General features: G+C 38.7%; 15 protein-coding genes and 1 pseudogene. 7 read left to right on the forward strand and 9 right to left on the reverse strand.

The features are described 5' to 3' along the window. Nucleotides 1-40 precede the first annotated feature (40 nt). Nucleotides 41-940, forward strand: coding sequence for a LysR family transcriptional regulator ArgP (locus V5M36_RS09765; protein WP_338558406.1), 900 nt, complete (start codon nucleotides 41-43; stop codon nucleotides 938-940). Nucleotides 941-1,291: 351 nt separating this feature from the next. Here the strand turns inward: V5M36_RS09765 and V5M36_RS09770 are convergent, their stop codons facing one another. Beyond that, nucleotides 1,292-1,861, reverse strand: coding sequence for a nicotinate-nicotinamide nucleotide adenylyltransferase (locus V5M36_RS09770; RefSeq protein ID WP_338558408.1), 570 nt, complete (start codon nucleotides 1,859-1,861; stop codon nucleotides 1,292-1,294). A gap of 103 nt (nucleotides 1,862-1,964) precedes the next feature. Between V5M36_RS09770 and V5M36_RS09775 the strand changes: the two genes are divergently transcribed. Next, a complete protein-coding gene (locus V5M36_RS09775; RefSeq protein WP_338558410.1) occupies nucleotides 1,965-2,765 on the forward strand; it encodes an enoyl-CoA hydratase-related protein in 801 nt (266 codons plus the stop codon). 200 nt (nucleotides 2,766-2,965) lie between these two features. Continuing rightward, nucleotides 2,966-3,748, forward strand: a complete 783-nt coding sequence (locus V5M36_RS09780; protein ID WP_338558412.1) for a nitroreductase family protein — start codon at nucleotides 2,966-2,968, stop codon at nucleotides 3,746-3,748. On the opposite strand, the gene V5M36_RS09785 is transcribed toward V5M36_RS09780, so the two are convergent. Beyond that, the gene (locus V5M36_RS09785; RefSeq protein ID WP_338558414.1) at nucleotides 3,745-4,062 is read right to left on the reverse strand and encodes an NGG1p interacting factor NIF3; all 318 of its coding nucleotides are present in this window, start codon (nucleotides 4,060-4,062) and stop codon (nucleotides 3,745-3,747) included. The two genes, V5M36_RS09780 and V5M36_RS09785, sit on opposite strands and share 4 nt — an antisense overlap. A gap of 52 nt (nucleotides 4,063-4,114) precedes the next feature. Between V5M36_RS09785 and V5M36_RS09790 the strand changes: the two genes are divergently transcribed. Next, nucleotides 4,115-4,723 (forward strand): hypothetical protein, encoded by a 609-nt coding sequence (locus V5M36_RS09790; protein WP_338558417.1) that lies wholly within the window; start codon nucleotides 4,115-4,117, stop codon nucleotides 4,721-4,723. A gap of 315 nt (nucleotides 4,724-5,038) precedes the next feature. Here the strand turns inward: V5M36_RS09790 and V5M36_RS09795 are convergent, their stop codons facing one another. Together V5M36_RS09795 and purL are read right to left on the reverse strand one after the other, a co-directional pair. After that, a complete protein-coding gene (locus V5M36_RS09795; RefSeq protein WP_338558419.1) occupies nucleotides 5,039-5,167 on the reverse strand; it encodes a KGW motif small protein in 129 nt (42 codons plus the stop codon). Nucleotides 5,168-5,336: 169 nt separating this feature from the next. Next, nucleotides 5,337-9,170 (reverse strand): phosphoribosylformylglycinamidine synthase, encoded by a 3,834-nt coding sequence (purL, locus tag V5M36_RS09800; protein WP_338558421.1) that lies wholly within the window; start codon nucleotides 9,168-9,170, stop codon nucleotides 5,337-5,339. A 1,033-nt stretch (nucleotides 9,171-10,203) separates the two neighbouring features. Here purL and V5M36_RS09805 point away from each other — a divergent pair. Both V5M36_RS09805 and V5M36_RS09810 read left to right on the forward strand, forming a co-directional pair. Then, on the forward strand, nucleotides 10,204-11,841 hold the full coding sequence (locus tag V5M36_RS09805; RefSeq protein ID WP_338558423.1) for a sodium:solute symporter family transporter: 1,638 nt from the start codon (nucleotides 10,204-10,206) through the stop codon (nucleotides 11,839-11,841). 10 nt (nucleotides 11,842-11,851) lie between these two features. Continuing rightward, on the forward strand, nucleotides 11,852-11,983 hold the full coding sequence (locus V5M36_RS09810; RefSeq protein WP_338558425.1) for a putative transporter small subunit: 132 nt from the start codon (nucleotides 11,852-11,854) through the stop codon (nucleotides 11,981-11,983). A 113-nt stretch (nucleotides 11,984-12,096) separates the two neighbouring features. On the opposite strand, the gene pstB is transcribed toward V5M36_RS09810, so the two are convergent. The 4 genes from pstB to V5M36_RS09830 form a co-directional block, all read right to left on the reverse strand. Beyond that, nucleotides 12,097-13,020 (reverse strand): phosphate ABC transporter ATP-binding protein PstB, encoded by a 924-nt coding sequence (gene pstB, locus V5M36_RS09815; protein WP_338558427.1) that lies wholly within the window; start codon nucleotides 13,018-13,020, stop codon nucleotides 12,097-12,099. A gap of 13 nt (nucleotides 13,021-13,033) precedes the next feature. After that, the gene (gene pstA, locus V5M36_RS09820; RefSeq protein ID WP_338558430.1) at nucleotides 13,034-14,428 is read right to left on the reverse strand and encodes a phosphate ABC transporter permease PstA; all 1,395 of its coding nucleotides are present in this window, start codon (nucleotides 14,426-14,428) and stop codon (nucleotides 13,034-13,036) included. Further along, on the reverse strand, nucleotides 14,428-15,807 hold the full coding sequence (pstC, locus tag V5M36_RS09825; protein ID WP_338558433.1) for a phosphate ABC transporter permease subunit PstC: 1,380 nt from the start codon (nucleotides 15,805-15,807) through the stop codon (nucleotides 14,428-14,430). Before pstC ends, pstA begins: the two co-directional genes overlap by 1 nt. 94 nt (nucleotides 15,808-15,901) lie before the next feature. Then, complete coding sequence (locus V5M36_RS09830; protein ID WP_338558436.1) at nucleotides 15,902-16,927, reverse strand: substrate-binding domain-containing protein; 1,026 nt, start codon at nucleotides 16,925-16,927, stop codon at nucleotides 15,902-15,904. 334 nt (nucleotides 16,928-17,261) lie between these two features. Between V5M36_RS09830 and V5M36_RS09835 the strand changes: the two are divergent. After that, nucleotides 17,262-17,543: pseudogene (locus V5M36_RS09835) on the forward strand (aromatic ring-hydroxylating dioxygenase subunit alpha); the annotation flags it as partial. A gap of 442 nt (nucleotides 17,544-17,985) precedes the next feature. On the opposite strand, the gene V5M36_RS09840 reads toward V5M36_RS09835, so the two are convergent. Beyond that, on the reverse strand, nucleotides 17,986-19,356 hold the full coding sequence (locus V5M36_RS09840; protein ID WP_338558439.1) for an MFS transporter: 1,371 nt from the start codon (nucleotides 19,354-19,356) through the stop codon (nucleotides 17,986-17,988). Nucleotides 19,357-19,730: the final 374 nt, after the last annotated feature.

The raw sequence follows: 19,730 nt of genomic DNA on the forward strand, positions 1-19,730 counted from the left end.
GTTAATATCAATATAACTAAAAAATACTCAATAACTAATCATGTTAAATCCTAAGCAAACAGATGCATTTTTGGCAGTGGCTCAAGTCGGTAGTTTTGATCTCGCCGCTCAAACTTTGCATATCACGGCATCGGCTGTGACACTTCGCGTACAGAATTTAGAAAAACATCTGGGGCATTTACTTCTGGTTCGTGATCGCCCCTGTCGACTCACTCATGCCGGTGAAACATTACTTCACTTCTTACAACATCAACAAAGACTCGAGGAATCTTTTATTCAAGATTTAGGCGGACAAAATCATCACGATGGATTTGTAAAACTCAATATCGCGAGCAATGCCGATTCACTTGCAACATGGCTATTGCCAGCGCTTCAGCACACACTGATTGAGCATAAAATCATTATCCATTTTCTTGTCGATGATCAATCACAAACACATCACTTATTGGAAGCAGGACAAGTCAATGCTTGCCTGACCACCCAAGCAGATGCAATGAAAGGCTGTGTTGCTGAATTTTTAGGAAAGATGAAATATCATTTGGTTGCGACCCCATTTTTTATGAAAAAGTGGTTTAACTCTGGATTTCATCGTGAAAATTTACGATCTGCTCCTGCTGTGATTTTTAATGAAAAAGATCGCTTACATACTGACTATATTCAGCAAAATTTTGGTTTAAATGCAAACCAATACCCGCATCACTCTATACCTTCATACAGTGCTTTTTATGATGCAATTTTTACTGGTTTAGGTTTTGGCTGGGTGCCCGAATTTCAAGCGAAATCAGCTTTAGAAAATGGTGAGCTGGTTCAAGTATTTCAACGAGCGAGTCTTGAACTAAACTTGTATTGGCATCACTGGAAACAACAAAGCCCCCAGCTCCACCTACTTACAGAGACACTTAAAGCAAAAGCTCAGTTGCATATGAATGACTTAGCTTAAATGGCTTGGCTTAAAATACTTCAATTAAATCAATTTAAATAAATCAATTCGTTTAAAAAAAGCTCTATCATTAATCAGAAAATGATCATTGAGTAGAAATAAACTGATATGTAAAAATTCCTTCTCCCTTTGGAGAAGGTGAGGAACAATGAATAATAATATTTTTTTGTGAACAATGATTTATGAAAGAATTCTAATCCATAAGTTTAAATAGCTTGGTTAAAAATCTAACTTAGTTAAATTAACTGAGCTCCAAAGTACTGAAAAAATCCTGAATACGATTAAGCAGGATTAATTCCTCAAAGATGATTTCTATAAACCAATGAATTGAAATTCTCTAATCTAGCTGCGTTAATCGAGGTTTGATTGATCCGCATTTTCAAACTTGATCTGTAGTTGTCGAAAGATAGGCGAACTTTGAAATTTTCTGAGAAAATCACTACTGCCGAGTGGCAATGCCGACTCTATAATTTCTCCACGATAGTACGCTTCACGTATTGGCGTAGCTGAAATCGAACCTTTAAGACTCTCTAACTCGAGCATTTCCCATTCTGGAAAAAACTTGAGGTAATATGATGAATCATCTTTAAAATGACCAATTAATCCAACATTATCACGCTCACTCACCTGCGCTGCGACCAAAGATTTCACTAGCTTTTGCCATTTTTGATCATCATAAACATCAATCACATGTATAAAATGAATGCGTTTTTGATCTGATTCAGAAAAGTTAGACAAGATCATCTGCTGCCTTTCATCCGCTGAAAAAGGATTTTTGATATTCCTTTCAGCTTGTGCAGAACCTAAAGCTAAAATTATATTTTGGCTATTTTTTAAAGCAATCTTAATGGTTTGCATATGTGCCAAATGGAACGGCTGAAAGCGACCAATAAACACCAGATAATCAAATTTATATTTCATAACGACGCTAACTTTTTATGAACTCGCCAGTTGTGCCACTTTAATAAATATGCGACATAATAGCATTCATAAAACTTAATCAATTGAAAGCAAGGATAGTACGATGACATTGAGCTGTATTCAACAACCTCATGAACATTTGAACGCTAAATTGGATCAAGGCGTTTTAACATTGGCCATTAATCGTCCTCAAGCCAAAAATGCATTGTACAGCGAACTGTATCTCTGGATTGCTCAAGCATTAGATGAAGCTGATTTAAATCAAGAAGTTCGAGTCGTGATTTTACGTGGTGAAGATACTGACTTCAGTGCGGGAAATGACATGCAAGACTTTATGAAGTCTGCGGCGATGAAAGACCAAATTCGTGCACAGGACGGCCCTCCATTTGTATTATTAAAATCAGCGGCCAAATTCTCAAAACCTTTAATTGCTGCTGTGCGTGGTGTTGCAATTGGCATTGGTGTTACGATTCTATTGCACTGCGATCTGGTATATAGCGATGATACCGCCCTTTTTCAAATTCCATTTGTGAGCCTCGGTCTGTCTCCAGAAGGCGCTTCGAGTAAATTATTGGTTGAACAAGCGGGTTATCACAAAGCAGCAGAGCTTTTATTTACTGCACAAAAATTTAATAGTCAGGTGGCTTTGTCTGCCAACCTTGTGAATGCCGTAGTTGAAGATGCTTACGCTACAGCTCAAAAACAAGCTGAACATTTAGCAGCATTGCCTTTGGCGTCGTTAAAGCAATCTAAAGCCTTAATGAAGCACAATGTTGATGAAATTGTGGAATGGATTGACCATGAAGCTGTTATTTTTATGAGTCGTGTGGGTTCACCAGAAATGATGGAAGCCGTTCAGGCCTTTATGCAAAAACGTAAGCCTGACTTTACGCAGTTTAATTAATTTAGTGCTTTTAAAATTGGATTAATCAAAACTCAGTGCTTATGGAATACTTTAAATTCCATGATTTAAATCCTAAGTTTTAAATCTTAAGTTTTAAATCCTAAGAGTTGAAAATTAAGTTTTTAGATAACTGCACTGAGTTAACAAGTTAATTTAACCCTGATGATACCTATCCCCTTTACATCGTTTTGAGAGTTGATATGTCAAATTCTAAGCCAAATTCAAAAACAGATTCTGATCAAACCAAAAAGCGTTATCATGAGGCTGCTCCACTCAATATAGATATTGAAAATTTTAGAAAAGTAGTCAAAAGTCGCCGTTCTGTGCGCAAGTTTACGGATAAACCGATTCCAACTGATGTTTTAGATGACTGCCTGGATTTGGCTTTACTGGCTCCGAATTCATCGAACTTACAACCTTGGACGTTCTATGTCGTTCAGAACCCAGCCAAAAAAGAAAAGATCATTAAAGCATGTCTCAATCAGTGGGCTGCACGTACTGCTGCTGAATTAATTGTATGCGTTGCGCGGACAGATCGTATCAATGAAATGGCAAAACGAAATATCAATGAATTTCCATTTCCTGAAGTTCCACCCCTGATTAAAAAATACTACACCTACATTCCATTGAATTATAAAACTGGTTATTTCAATGCGCTGGGTCGTTTTAAAAAAGTGTCTTTTGGTGTGGCACGTAAGTTAGGTAAACAATTGCCTGTTACAGCTTTTACGCCTGCCGACTCTATTTTATGGGCCAGCAAGACCACTGCACTCGCATGTGAAAACTTGGTTTTAGCCATACGTGCACATGGCTTTGATAGTTGCATGATGGAGGGTTTTGATGAGCCATTGGTTCGTCAAACTTTAAATCTGAGTGATGAAGAGCATCCGATTATGGTGATTGGCGCGGGTGAACGTGCTGAAGATGGCGTATTTTATCCGCAATATCGTTTTAATCGTGATTTGTTTATTCAGAAAGTTTAAAACTGAATATCTAAAATTTGTATGAATTCAAAGGCAGGCTCTTCGTAAGGATGGCTTGCCTTTAATGCTTTTACCACCACTGATGCTTTGTCTTCTGGAACTATGGTTTCAACTCGCCATTCTGGAATTTGTTCTAAGCTATCCAACTCGCCTATAAATGGTTGCGCCCCCTTAATCGGTTTGAATTGACCTGTGCCTAAGACTTGCCATGCACAATGTTCATAATTACCGATGCCACCGGCACCTGCTTCAAAAATGGCGAGCTTGGTTGATTCAAGATGTGATTCAGGAACGTAGTAAATGAGTTTAAGCATTATTTATCAAAAATCTATATATTAATAGAAATTATAATCTCAAAATTCCATTATGAATAATCATCCTTTACTGCAATATATTTCAACAACTTCAAAACATTTATTATGGCAATTTGGAAACAGTGGAACTTTCGGAATTCCTGAGGCTTTAAAAAACTCAGCAAATGAGACTTATCTTCAGACAAAACTTTCGAATGAAGCTCTTTATTTTTTACAAGTTAAAACTTTTCTAGACACTTTTGAAATAGATGAAAGTGATGTTGAGAAGTTCATGAAAGAGAACCCTAATAATCAAAGGTTAGGCTTTGAAATATTTAAAATTTTAGAAAGTACTACTCTTGAAAAGCAAGCTCAAATGCTTGCGAAAGCATTTTCTTTATATGTAAATAAAATAGCGTCTAAGCAAAATTTTGATGAATATACTTATATAACTATGAGACTGAATAGCCATCTTCTTTTTTTAATAGATGAATTGTATTCCATTAAAACAAATCGAGATGATCCTGATTTTGAATATGACATTGAAAATCCAAACATGGAACTTTTAAACTTCGGATTTTTAATTGAAGTATCTTCTCCACTTTACCCAGGTTCAATCCCAATAAGCAGATTTAAAAGAACTGATTTCTTTTATTCTTTTTACGAAAACATTTTCAAATAAGAAATCAAATTAAATAATTTGTAATTTAAATGTCGCAAATTAGGCAGAGATACAAGGATAGACCCCGCTCATAAGTCGAAAATACTCATTAAGTTACAATAAATTGATTTGTAAAATCCCTTCTCCCTTTGGGAGAAGATTAGGATGAGGGAATACTTATTATGACGGTATTGCGTCAATAATGTCTTTTGAAAGAAGTCTAATGCACACTCTGCCTAATAAAAAACTTTTATCTTGCACAAAAGCACTCCCCATGTTCTATCACATGTGTGGAAGTTCAATCCAAATAAAGAATCGCAAATCAAAACTACTCATTTACACATTCAGAATATAACTCAAAGAAAGAAATAAAACCTGCAAAACAATAACCACACCAAACCACATCCATCCTTTTTGACGTAGAGCGACTTTATCAATACTTGTATAACGTTCAATTCTTATCATTTTATCACCTCATTCCAATTTAACATCGAACAGGTATAGCGCAAAAAATCATCACTGATTTCTATACTCTACTCAATGCAAAAATTAAACCAAGTTTTAAACTGTAACATGCTTTGTAAAGGCAAAAAAAAGCCCCTTTCGGGACTTTTTCTTTATTTATGAATTAACATTAACCAATAAATTGACGTGCGTTACGGAACATACGTAACCATGCACCATCTTGATCCCAATCTTCTGGTTTCCAAGAATGCTGAACTGCACGGAAGTTACGTTCAGGATGCGGCATCATAATCGTTGCACGACCATCCGTAGACGTCACACCAGTAATCGCCTCAGGTGAACCATTTGGATTTAATGGATAATGCTGAGTTGGATTTCCAAAGCTATCTACATAACGTAAAGTCACTTGATTGCCTGTATTCAGTGCAGCAATGCTCTGCTCAGAAGCAACCACACGACCTTCACCATGTGCAACAGCGATCGGAAGAATCGAACCTTCCATCCCTTGTAACAGGACAGAGTTAGATTTTTCTACACGAACATTCACAGCGCGCGCTTCAAACATTTCTGATTGATTACGATGGAAACGTGGCCAATTTTCCGCACCAGGAATTAACGGTGCAAGTTGTGACAACATTTGGCAACCATTACAAATACCGAGTGAAAAGGTTTCATCACGGTTAAAGAATTGCTCAAATTGATCACGCAATTTTGGATTGAACAATACTGACTTCGCCCAACCACCACCTGCGCCCAATACGTCACCGTAAGAGAAGCCGCCACATGCCACTAAGCCTTCGAACTCATCTAGGCTAACACGACCTGCAAGTAAATCACTCATGTGTACATCAATGGTATTAAAGCCCACTTTATCAAAAGCGGCTGCCATTTCAACATGACCGTTAACACCCTGCTCACGCAAGATGGCCATATTTGGACGACGTAAATTGATATATGGAGCTTCAATTTCTTCATTCAAGTCAAATGTTGCTTGAGCGATTAAACCTTTATGCTCTTTATTTGCGATCAAGCTATATTCTTGATCTGCTGTTTCAACATTGTCACGTAAACGTTGGATTTGGTATGAAACCTCAGTCCAAGCCTGTTGTAATTCAACACGATCAAGGACTAAATCATTCACTGTTAATGTATCTGATTGATTTACAGTACCAACAACAGCGATTGCATCTTTCAATGTAGATGCAGCGACTTCCGCTTCTAAGCTTGCCCAGTCTGCTTTAGAAATTTGGAGTACTGCACCAATTTCTTCTGCAAATAACGCCGCTGTAGATTGTGGTTCAAGTGCCACACCTAAACGCGATGTAAACATCATTTCAGCAACAGTTGCCAATAAGCCACCATCACCAATGTCATGATAAGCCTTAATCAAGCCACGGTTATTCCAGTCTTGTACCAATGCAAAGAAGTCTTTGAATTCATCAAAACTATCGACATCAGGTGTAACAGAACCGATTGCTTTATAGACTTGCGCTAAGATCGAACCACCTAAGCGGAACTGACCTTTAGAAAGATCAATACGAACCAGTACAGATTCTTCATTTTTCAATTCTGGTGTAAGTGTCTTACGTACATCAAGTACTGGTGCAAATGCAGTAATTACACCTGACATTGGTGAAGTTACAGACTTATCTTCACCCTCATCATTCCACGTGGTACGCATAGACAATGAGTCTTTACCCACTGGAATTGCGATGCCCAACGCAGGACACATTTCCATACCAATGGCTTTCACGCCTTCAAATAAGGCTTGATCTTCGCCTTCTTGACCAGCAGCAGCCATCCAGTTTGCAGACAATTTAATGTCGCTAATCTGCTCAATGTTGGCACACATGATGTTAGTAATAGATTCAGCGACAGATAAACGTGCAGAAGCTGCAGGATTTAACAGTGCAACAGGTGGACGCTCGCCCATTGCCATCGCTTCGCCGGTATAACCTTGCAAACTTGTTGTGGTTACCGCAGCATCAGCCACAGGCACTTGCCAAGGGCCGACAAACTGATCACGCGCAACCATACCCGTAATCGAACGATCACCAATGGTAATAAGGAATGACTTAGAGGCAACTGTTGGATTTTTTAAGACACGGAAAATGGCATCTTTCAATTCTACTTTAGAGCCATCAAAGTCATCGCCTTTGCGTTCTATTGCTTCATAAGAACGACTCATGCGTGGCGTACCACCAAGCATCACTTGCATTGGCATATCCACAGCTTTGTTTTCAAACAGCGGATCTTCAACAGTCAAGTGACGTGCTTCAGTGGCTTCACCCAATACTGCAAACGGGCAACGTTCACGTGCACAAATCGATTCAAACAATTCTAAAGAACTAGGACGAATTGCAAGTACATAGCGCTCTTGTGCTTCATTTGACCAGATCTCCATTGGAGACATACCAGGCTCTAATGATGGAATCTTACGAAGATCAAGCACCGCACCCAATTCATGGTCATTCACCAATTCTGGCATTGCATTTGAAACACCGCCCGCACCCACATCATGTACAGATACGATTGGGTTGTAGTCTTCCATACGCCAGCAGGTATCAATCACTTCTTGGCAACGACGTTCCATTTCTGGGTTTTCACGTTGTACCGAAGCAAAATCTAGATTTTCACCCAATTTACCACTGTCTACAGAAGATGCTGCGCCGCCACCCAAACCAATCAACATGGCTGGACCGCCCAAAACAATCAGCAAATCACCTGGTAAAATCGGATCTTTTTCAACATGGTCAGGACGAATATTACCGTAACCACCCGCAATCATAATTGGCTTATGGAAACCTTTAACATCACCATTGACTTTTTGTTCAAAGGTACGGAAATAACCATTTAACGCAGGACGACCGAACTCATTATTGAATGCTGCGCCACCCAGTGGGCCTTCAATCATGATTTGCAGTGGAGATGCCATACGCGATGGTTTGCCGTAGTTCTCTTCCCACGGTTGTTCAAAGCCCGGAATATTCAAGTTCGAAGTAGTGAATGCCGTTAAACCCGCTTTTGGTTTACCGCCACGACCTGTCGCACCTTCATCACGAATTTCACCGCCCGAACCTGTTGCAGCACCAGCAAAAGGTGCAATTGCAGTCGGATGGTTGTGCGTTTCTACTTTCATTAGTATATGAGCAGCTTGGCTCTTATATTTATAAACGTGGTGACCTGACTCAACATCTAGTTTTGGATAAAAACGGTGAGTGTCGTAACCCACAATCACAGAAGCATTGTCTTTATATGCTGACAATACATCTGTAGGTGATTCTTTATAGGTATTTTTAATCATTTGGAACAATGACAATGGTTGTTTTTCACCATCAATCGTCCATTCAGAACCAAAAATTTTATGTCGACAATGCTCAGAGTTCGCTTGCGCAAACATCATCAATTCGATGTCATGCGGATTACGACCTATTTTATTAAATGCTTCTGTTAAATAATCAATTTCTTCATCAGACAGTGCAAAGCCAAATTCAGAGTTTGCTTTGACCAATGCTTCTTTACCTTGACCCAAGATATCAATTGAGTTCAATGGCTTTGGTTCAGTCTCTGTAAAGAGTGCGGCTGCTTGATCGATTTCTGTAAATACTGATTCAGTCATACGGTCATGTAGAGCCAGCTTAACCTGATCAGAAACTTCAGAAATACCTTTTAAAGTAAACAAAACACCGCGTTCTAAGCGGTGTATCGGTGTATTACAATTGGCAAAAATATCAGTCGCTTTAGATGACCACGGAGAAATCGTCCCCAAACGTGGTGTCACAAGAATCTGAATTTCATCAGCTGCTGCTTGGCGAACTTCAAATAACTGACCGTCATTTAAAAGCGCTAGTGCAGATTGTTGCTGCTGCTCGTTAAGCGCTTGATCAAACAGATAAATCCATTGACTTTCGATTGATTGAACTGAACTCATTGACGTTAAACGATTTAAGAGTTGAGTTTTCTTAAAAGAAGAATGTGCTGATGCACCGGCCACGATATACATGCTGATTTGGCTCCGCGGGCAGGATCTTGTGGATCATACCGCCAATGTGACTTGATAGAGAGCGCATATTCTACTTCGTATTCGCTTAATCAGCTAGATGAAAAAGCAAGTTTATCCTGATTAATGAATGCTGATTTTTATAAAATTCATTTAATTTCAGTGAAAAGATTTAAATTTTACACACTTTAGCAAATCTTAAAGTCGCTATATCCGTCATTTTAAACGACTATATTGATATCCAGTATGCATTTCGCTTTCGTCATGTTGAAGTCTTATTGATGATTTTAAAAGCACATTTGGTTTCTTCTTTTAAGCTATTCACCCAGTCACAAATCAAACTATATAGCAAATCAATGATCTGATCAGACTGCCAGTCATTCTTCTCATTACACTTTTAATCGTACTTCTAAAAATTCAGACACATTTTGATCATTCAGCATAGATCCCGATGTTAAATATTCACATTCTAATTTTTAGACACTTGAAGACGCTGCTCTTTCTGATATCCAGTAAATTTGAAAGGATGATAAACAGTCATTTAAATGATATTCATGGATTAATCATTAAGATCTTTTCATGAGAAAATAGTGCCAAAACAGTCTCAACTTATTACATAAACGCTACATTTTAAAATTTTGTTACTTGTTTTTTAAAAAAAATGATTTAAAACATATAGATAAATATAGTTCATTATAAGCAATTGTTTTAAATAGTATTTAGTTTCGCTCAAAACAAATAGATTTGAATGAAGATCTCCATATATCAGGCAAATTACTGGATTAATGTTGACTTCATCAGTATTTATGATGTTGTCATGTTACACTCAAAAACTGCTTTTTTGGGTATCCCATCATTAGGTCTTACCCGCAAACGTTAACGCGTGTTGTAGAAAATGGATAAATATCTTTTTATTACAGGTATTTAAATTTTTACAACATCCTGCTCTGTCTATACAAGAGCCTTAATCTGCCATTCATCAGATTGCTTATTTAACATCAAGCTAATCGAGGAATGACCCGCTTAAGGAATGAATATGTTTCAATTTTCTAGCACATCAGTTGTGCTATTGATGCTTTGTTTTTACGGTATTACTTTTTTTCTTTCGCTCAAAATCGGGCAAAAAAACGAAAATGTCGATGGCTACATGGTCTCGAATGGCTCGATCGGTTTTGGTATGGCTGCGGCTAGTATGACCGCCACTTGGATTTGGGCCGCTTCATTTTATGCAGCTGCTTCAGCAGGCTATAAATATGGTGTATCGGGCGCATTCCATTATGGTTTCTGGGGTGCATTGATGATTTTATTCATCTATCCCTTCGGCAAACGCTTTCGTAAATTAGCACCTAATGCCCATACCCTTGCCGAAATCATGCATGCACGTCATGGTAGTCAAAGCCAAATGATTTTGGCGGGTTCAAATATAGTCGGCAGTGTCATCAGCTTGATGGTCAATTTTACTGCCGCAGGTGCCTTGGTTGAGATTTTATCGCCATTGAGTTTTGTTCATGGCGTTCTCATTACCGGTATTGGGGTTTTATCGTACACCCTATGGTCTGGTTTCCGCTCATCAGTATTTACTGACTTCGGTCAGTTGATAGCCATGATCCTTGCTGCTGTGATCATTATCCCCACGTTATTTTTTACACTTGGTGGTCCAAGCCTGTTCCAAACAGGAGTGTCTAATCTAACGACTGAACAACTCGACTTTTTCTCAAAAACTGCATTTTTAGAACAAGGTGCACCCTTCTTTGTGGCAGTTTTAGCATATGCAATTGGTAATCAAACCATTGCTCAGCGCTTATTTGCTGTTCGTGAAGACTTAATAAAACCAAGTTTTATTACAGCAACCATTGGTTATGCAGCCATCGTAATTGGTCTCGGCATGTTAGGTTTATTGGCGCTATTTGCAGGCATACAGCCGATTGATGGCAACTTAAACAACCTCATTCCACAAATGGCAGCGACATATTTGTCCCCATTTATGGTTGCTTTGCTCTTTATCATGGTTATCGGGGCTCTATCATCCACTGCTGATTCAGATCTATCAGCACTGTCCGCCTTAGTCATGACCGATATTTACGGTAAGCAAATTGCAAAAAATCGTCCTGATCCGAAAAAAATGCTGTTCATTGGTCGGATCACCATGATCGTGGCCACGATGCTGGGCATGATCTTTGCCACGATGAAGTTTGATATTTTATCAATGCTGATTTTTGTCGGTGCACTTTGGGGTGCAATTGTATTCCCTGTTATTGCCAGTCTGTATTGGGACAGAGTTAATGCACGCGCCTTCAACTGGTCTGTACTCACTGCATTTGTTGCATTTTTATTGATTCGTTTTGAACTTATTCCATTACAAAGCTTCACAGCACTTGGCTTTGAAATTATTGCCACAGTGGGTGCAGGTGTTGTTTTAGGCCTAATGAGTTTTGGTTTCTTTGGTAAAAATGTGGCACTCGTGGTTGGGATTAGCTCCATCTTGATATTAATGCCCAACACAATCGATTTTTTACGTCACCACCTCACCCTTTTGAGTTCGCTGACTGCTTATGGTGCAAGTGCCGTGGTCTGTACCATTTTAAGCTTACTCAATAAACAACCAGCGTTTAATTTTAATAAAATCAATGAAAAGGTCATTGAATTCCACGATCTACCTGAACAAGGAAAATAAGGAGCCTCACATGAACCCTACTTTTTTAACACTCTACTTAATGCTATGGCCAACACTAGCGGTTGGTGTACTCATCACGCTCTGTGTCGGTTTATATCGGGACTATAAAGTAGCACTCGATAGCGGTGAATCATTGGTTTAGTGTCCAACATAAAGCACTGATATTAAAAAAGAGCCTCTAGGCTCTTTTTTAATTATTGTCATTCTAAAAGCATTCTCAAATCATTTTAAAGCCATTTTAAAAGCTGATTAAAATTAACCAAAGCGACCTGTGATATAAGCTTCAGTAAGCTGATGCTCTGGCTGCGTAAATACTTTTTCAGTTGAGTTTACTTCGATCAAATCACCCAAATGGAAATAAGCAGTACGATCCGATACACGTGCAGCTTGTTGCATTGAATGCGTCACAATTGCGATCGTAAATTGAGTTGAAAGCTCAGAGATCAACTCCTCAATTTTCGCAGTCGCAATTGGATCCAGCGCAGAACATGGTTCATCCATTAAAATCACTTCAGGGCTCACCGCAATAGTTCGTGCAATACACAAACGTTGCTGTTGACCACCTGAAAGACCCGTACCTGGCTGGTTTAAGCGATCTTTGGCTTCTTCCCACAGACCCGCTTTACGCAGACTATTTTCCACAATTTCTTCAAGATCATATTTATCACGAGCCAAACCATGAAGTTTCGGACCATATGCAACATTGTCAAAGATAGATTTTGGGAATGGGTTCGGCTTTTGGAACACCATACCGACTTGTGCACGAAGTAACACGACATCCAAGTTAGGATCATAGATATCTTGATTATCCAACAGTACTTTGCCCGTTACACGACAAGAATCAATCGTGTCATTCATGCGATTTAAAGTACGTAGAAATGTAGATTTACCACATCCCGATGGACCAATAAATGCGATCACTTCATTTTGATAGATGTTTAAATCAATGCCTTTAATCGCTTCAGCTTCGCCATAATAAACATGGACATCTGAAGTGCTGATTTTAACTTGATCAGACTTAGCATCTTTCTTACTTGAAGACTGTGTATCGAATTGAGAAACAAAAGAAGTAGACGTTTGTTTCTGATTCGCATCAGTTAATGTAGATGAAGTGTTTTCTGAATTCACTGATTTATCCTGTTCTAAGGGATTATTTTTTGTCGCTGTAAAAGTACTCATATCATGCCCTCAATTACCAGCGTACTTCAAATTTTTTGCGTAACCATATTGCCAGACTGTTTAAACTAATCATTAAAGCAAGCAATACAATAATGGCTGCGGCAGTACGTCCTTCAAAGAAATTACGTAATTCATTACCTTGCCATAAGAAGATCTGTACAGGTAACGCAGTAGATTGATCAAATGGAGTTGCAGGTACGCTCGCAACAAAAGCACTCATACCAATTAATAACAATGGGGCTGTTTCTCCCAATGCTTGTGCTACACCAATAATTGCACCCGTCAAAATACCCGGTAATGCAAGTGGAAGAACATGGTGGAATACGGTTTGTAAACGAGAAGCACCTAAGCCTAAAGCCGCTTGACGAATCGAAGGAGGAACGGCTTTTAATGATGCTCGGGTGGTAATAATAACGGTTGGCAAAGTCATCAAACTGAGAACTAAACCACCAACCAATGGCGCAGATAAAGGTAAATGCATCCAACCAATAAAGATCGCTGCACCCAGTAAACCAAACACAATCGATGGTACTGCTGCCAAGTTATTAATATTGACTTCAATAATATCTGTCAAAACATTCTTAGGTGCAAATTCTTCCAGATAAATGGCGGAAGCTACACCGATTGGAATCGAAATAAAGATCACAATCAACATCATGAACAAAGAGCCCATGAAAGCGCCTGCCAAACCTGAGGTCGCTGGTGAACTACGCGAGTCTGGACTGGTAAAAATGTTGGTGTTAAAGGTACTTTCGATCACACCTTTGGCTTCTAAATCATCTGCCAATTGACGAACTTCAGGGCTTAACTGTTGTTGCTCATCAGCCAGTGATCGATCGATCTTACCTTTGAGCCAAACATCGACATTTGCATCTGCCAATACTTTAATATCTTCTCTTTGACCCAATAAACTCGGATCATTCATAAACATATCTCGAATACGATACGTTTCTGAACTGGTATATAGAGTCGATAAGTCATCGCGTTGATTCGCAAGCGATGGATCCTTAGCCACAATCGCATTGACGATTAAGGCATCCCAATCCACCATACCCACTTCAGTTTGCCAAGCGATATAACGCTCTTGGAACTGTGCTGGCGTTTCAGTATCTGTTTGAACAGGCTGTTTTGACACTTGCACAATGGCAGGGTCAAAATAAACAGGAAGTTCCATACTACTTTGCCAAAATGCTGGCAAACCTTTCGCCAAGATACTGCTAAATAGTAAAGCTACAAACAATAGACCCGCTACAACTGATGACAAACCAAACATCCGAAAGGCTTTTTCCTTACGATGTCGTTTCGATAATGTACTGGCAATTTTCTGTTTACGTTTTTCACGCAGTTCGATTGCTGCTTGTGGGTCATTCATTGGTTGACCTAACGGAGAAGGATTTGAAGTGCTCATTAGTCGTATTGCTCACGATATTTACGCACGATAAACAGTGCAACAATGTTTAAGCCTAACGTAATCACAAATAATGTTAAGCCCAGTGCAAATGCAACCAATGCTTGAGGACTTGCAAAATCAGTATCACCTGTAAGTTGGTTAACGATTGTGATTGTGACGGTTGAGACAGCTTCTAATGGGTTGATATGGAGTAATGGACTATTACCTGCTGCCAGTACCACAATCATCGTCTCCCCAATGGCACGAGATGCGGCTAATAAAAAGGCACCGATAACGCCGGGTAATGCGGCAGGCAAGACCACCTGACGAATTGTTTCGGACTTGGTCGCACCTAAACCTAATGATCCATCACGTAATGAGCGTGGTACTTGCGTAATAATGTCATCAGAGAGTGATGACACAAATGGAATAATCATAATCCCCATCACAAAACCTGCTGTCAGTGCACTGGTAGCATTGATATGCAACCCAATAAGTTCACCCGCATCTTTCATGAATGGACCGATAATCATTAAAGCAAATACACCATAAACAATGGTTGGAATACCCGCTAAAATCTCAATGGTCGGTTTTGCCCAAGAACGAAAACTTGCAGAGGCATATTCTGCTAAATAAATGGCAATCATGAGACCGATAGGAATCGCGACCATCAAGGCGATACCACTCACCATGAGTGTGCCCCATAATAATGGCAAGAGACCATAACGCCCTTCAGCACTACCTGAAGTACTAAAGCCTGGATTCCATTCTGTACCGAAGAAAAAATCAATCGGATTGACAAAACTAAAGAATCGCATTGCCTCACTAAACATCGACATCACAATACCGATCGTGGTGAGGATGGCTACGCCTGAACACAAGGCTAAACTTATATTTAGAATTTTTTCAACATGATTACGGGCACGGTATTGATCTGATATTTTTTTCTTGGCCCAAACTAAGCCCATCAATGCGGCAGAAATGACCACAGCCACTTTTGCAAAAACACCGATACTTTGAAACTTAGCCAACTGCTCTGCGGCAGATAATTCATAAGGAAGAGCTTGATCACTCACCCCAAACCCAGAGGCAATCGCCTGAACACGATCCACTAAAACACTAATGCTCGCGGGGTCTAACGTTGCAGATATATCTGCAGGGATATTATTTAATACAACATGTTTTAAAACAGTGGGTTCTACCACAGTCCATGTCAGTAAAATGAGGAATGCTGGAATACCACACCACAACGCGACTAAAGCACCATAATACCCGGGGCGTGAATGTAAAATAGCCGAGTTGTTGCCTTGACCTGCTAATTTGCGGCTTTTGGTTAACCCAATTTGATAGGCAATGGCAATCAAAGCCAATAACACACCTATGAGTAGCAGATTCATGTGTTCTCCAACGCTTTATCGATCTAAACTCAGACAAACTTTTGTTGAGCAAAAAACTGTAGGCGGTTAAAACCGCCTACAGCTGAATGACTCATTACTTAACAGCTTTACCTGCTTTGAAGTCTGCTAGAACTTTTGCACGTTCTTTATCAGACATAGAAATCAGACCTGCTTTTTCCAATTTTGAACCTTTACCAGATACTTTCTTATTCAAGAAGTATTCAGTAAATTGTGGCAATCCTTTAATTGATTTTAAATGTTCACCCTTCACATAAAAGAATAAAGGACGTGAAACAGGATAAGAACCATTTAGAATTGTATTTTCAGATGGTGCAACGTTATTCACTGTCGCAACACGTAAACGGTCACGGTTTTGATCATAGAAACCTAAACCAAATACACCTACTGCACTTGGAGACGTTTTTAAACGTGCCAAAGTTTCAGTGTAGTCACCAGCAATTTCAATAACTTTTCCATCTTTACGGAAAGTTGTACAAGCTTTCTTTTGTGCATCTTTATCTAACGCTTTGATTGCGCTGTAAGATTCACAACCTGCATCAACCATTTTCTCTTGGAAAACTTCACGAGTACCGTGATTTGACGCTGGAATTACTAAAGTAATTGGTTCATTCGGCAAAGATTTGTCGATTTGATTCCAGTGTGTATATGGGTTAGCGACCATTTTACCATTTGATGGCAATTCAGCTGCTAACGCTGCAAAAACATGTTGTGGACGTAACTTATACGCTGCTTTATTTGAATTTGAAGCAAATACGATACCGTCATAACCAATTTTAATTTCAAGAACTTGATTAACGCCTGCTTTCTTACACGCCGCTAATTCAGTATCTTTAATTTTACGTGAAGCGTTAGCGATATCGATTGTGTTATCACCTACACCGCCACAAAATTGTTTTAAACCGCCTGACGAACCGCCAGAACCAACAACTGGAGTTTTAAACTGTGGAAATGTATTACCAAATTCTTCAGCGACAATACTTGCGAATGGCAATACTGTAGAAGAACCTGCGATTTGAATGGTGTCACGTGCTGCATTTGCAGTAGTCGCAACAGCTGCCCCAGAAAGTGTTAACGCAATTGCAATATTAGTAAAGCGCATTTTATAGTCTCTCAATTTATACAAATTTGAAGTACGCTACTTTTTATTCAGTTGAGTACTTATTTCGATCTATGCATTTTGATTTTAAAGTATGACAAATAGGTTACAGCCAGATGACGATTTCATGATATTTGCTGTGAAATATGACAATAAGAAGTAAAAACACAAAAGTTAAAAGATTAACGATCTCCTTTTAATATCAAATAAATAGCGAAAAATTCTTGTATATAAGGACTTAAAATAGTCCTATTAATTTCTAAACGCTATATCGTCACACAGTGCAGTTCACGGTTAAATTTAATTCGATTATTTAGAGTGGGTCTGTCGAATAGATGCCCGCCAAGTGATTATGAATGCAGCCTCACCCATGACTGCTCGTCAAACTCGACTGTTTGCGCCGATTTGTCGGAATTACGATAAAGACTTAGCCGTCGAAGATGCTTATGATTTTAATTTGAAAATATTCGAAGAAGACCGTCTTATTGTAGAAAATCAAAAACCTGAATATCTACCACTTGATTTGAGTATGGAAGCACACTTTCCTGCAGATCGAAGTTCGAGTATGTATCGAAAACTACTGAGGAAGATGGGATTTAGTCCTCTATTCGCGGCCTAACCCGTAAGGTTATCTATAAATATTTTATTTAAATCGATCTCTTGCCTAATTCAAAATAAAAGATCATTCAGATAAATAATTTGATCTGTAAAATTTTTTTTCTCTCTTGGAGCAGAAGCCTAGGATGAAGGAGTACTGATAATGAGTTTATTTTCTAAAATGACTTATAAAAAGAGTTATCACGAATAAAATCTAATAAATAAGGAGATCATTTGATCTCCTTATTTATTGCGATATGTAATTATCTCTTTTTAAAAAACTACTATCCTGAATTGAAGCTTTAACAAATCCCTCTTCTGTCAAAACAGAATTAAGTAAATATCAAAATAAGGCTGGGTGAATTCTTCACGTGATCAATCATTTTAAAAAAATTAGAGTTCTCATTTCAATCATGACTCAAAATAATGATTTATGAATCACTGATAAATTAATTATCAAGAAATTAACGAGATGTATCCACAAGAACTCCGTGAGAATCCTTGCTTATTTGATGGCGCTTAATTAAAAACACACTGATTAATGCTGCAACCAAGGGAACACCGAGTGCATAAAAATATCCTGTTACTCCATGCTGAGTCAGTATGAATCCACCGATTGCAGACCCAATGATCGCTCCCATACGTCCCATCCCAATTGCCCAACCTGTTGCTGTTGCACGAACTTGAGTGGGATAAGCCGCAACCACCAAATAATTCAGAGCCAGTTGTTGACCACCAATACCGAACCCCGCTAATGCGATCAAGGCAAAAATATAAACCCATTGTTGAGTTTCGATCAGCATTCCTAATCCAATCACCACAAATAATCCCACCACCAACATAAAAGATAAGATTTTGGTGGTATTGAGTTTAGGCAAAAGAAAAGCCAAAGGTATCGCGAACACGATAAATGCCGCATTGACAGTCACAGATGCAAAAGGTGCTTGTTCAGGTGCTAAACCTGCTTGTTTCAGAATCGTAGGTAACCATGACAGCAACATAAACCAAGCGATCCAGTTGAAAAAATATGTTCCCCAAATACCAATCGTGGTTCGAGCTAAACCATTTTGAAATAAGATGGGTAGTTTTGCTTTTTCTGCTTGAACTTTATCAAGAATAGGTAAGTCTTGCGCTTGTATAGTAATGACTTGCGGCGAAATTTTATTTAATATTTTTTGGATCGTACCAAGTGCTGAAGGTTTTACATTTTGTGCTAAATATTCCAGTGATTCTGGCAAGATAAAAAATAAAGCAATCAAAAGGATGAGAGGCGTTAGTCCACCAATGACATAAATTCCTTGCCATCCCAAAATAGGTAAAATTTGTGCTGCAAGTAAACCTCCACACATTGCGCCAGCTGGCAAAGCCAATAACACCCCTGTAGTGACGATTCCTTTATATCGTTGTGGGGAATATTCAGCGGCAAGTGCGAGAAGTACAGGTGTTGCACCTCCCATGCCTAAGCCAGCGATAATACGAAGTACAAATATTTGATCAATATGATTCACAAAAGCTGTTGCTAAAGTCGAGACTGAAAAAATTGCCGTACAAAATAACAAAGTCTTTCTTCGACCAAACTTATCGCCAAGCAAACCCAATCCCATTGCACCAATCGTCATTCCAACAATACCTGCTGTCAAAATTGGTGCTAATGAACCCGGCTCTAAACCAAAATGATCGACTAAAGCAGGTGCCGTAAATGCAACAGCTTGAGTATCGAATCCATCAAATAAAGCGATCAAAAAGCAAAGCGAAATAACCATCCATTGGTAACCCGACATTCGCTGATCGATCACTTCTTTAATGATGGATCTTTGATGCGTGCTGTTTTCCATTTTAAATCTTCATATTTTCCATAATCGTCATTACTTTAGAAACTGAACTACTGATGGTCAATAACCTATAAGGTATGTAATTATGCTTTTATAGTTATATTTATTTCTGGTTCTATTTATTTCTGGTTCTATTTATTTCTGGTTCTGTTTATTTCTGGTTCTATTTATTTCTGGTTCTGTTTATTCATTGATCTCTTCGATCTCTTTCACAAGTCGAAAAATGATCATTGAGTGGCCATAAACTGATACGTTAAAATCCCTCCTCCCTATGGGAGAAGGTTATGATGAGGAAATACTCATGATGAGTCTGTTGTATGAATAATGCCTTTTTAAAGAAGTCTATTTATAGATTGCTTTATTCATTAATGGATTAC

The organism is Acinetobacter sp. KS-LM10 (assembly GCF_036896575.1).
Classification (GTDB): Bacteria; Pseudomonadota; Gammaproteobacteria; order Pseudomonadales; family Moraxellaceae; genus Acinetobacter; species Acinetobacter avistercoris.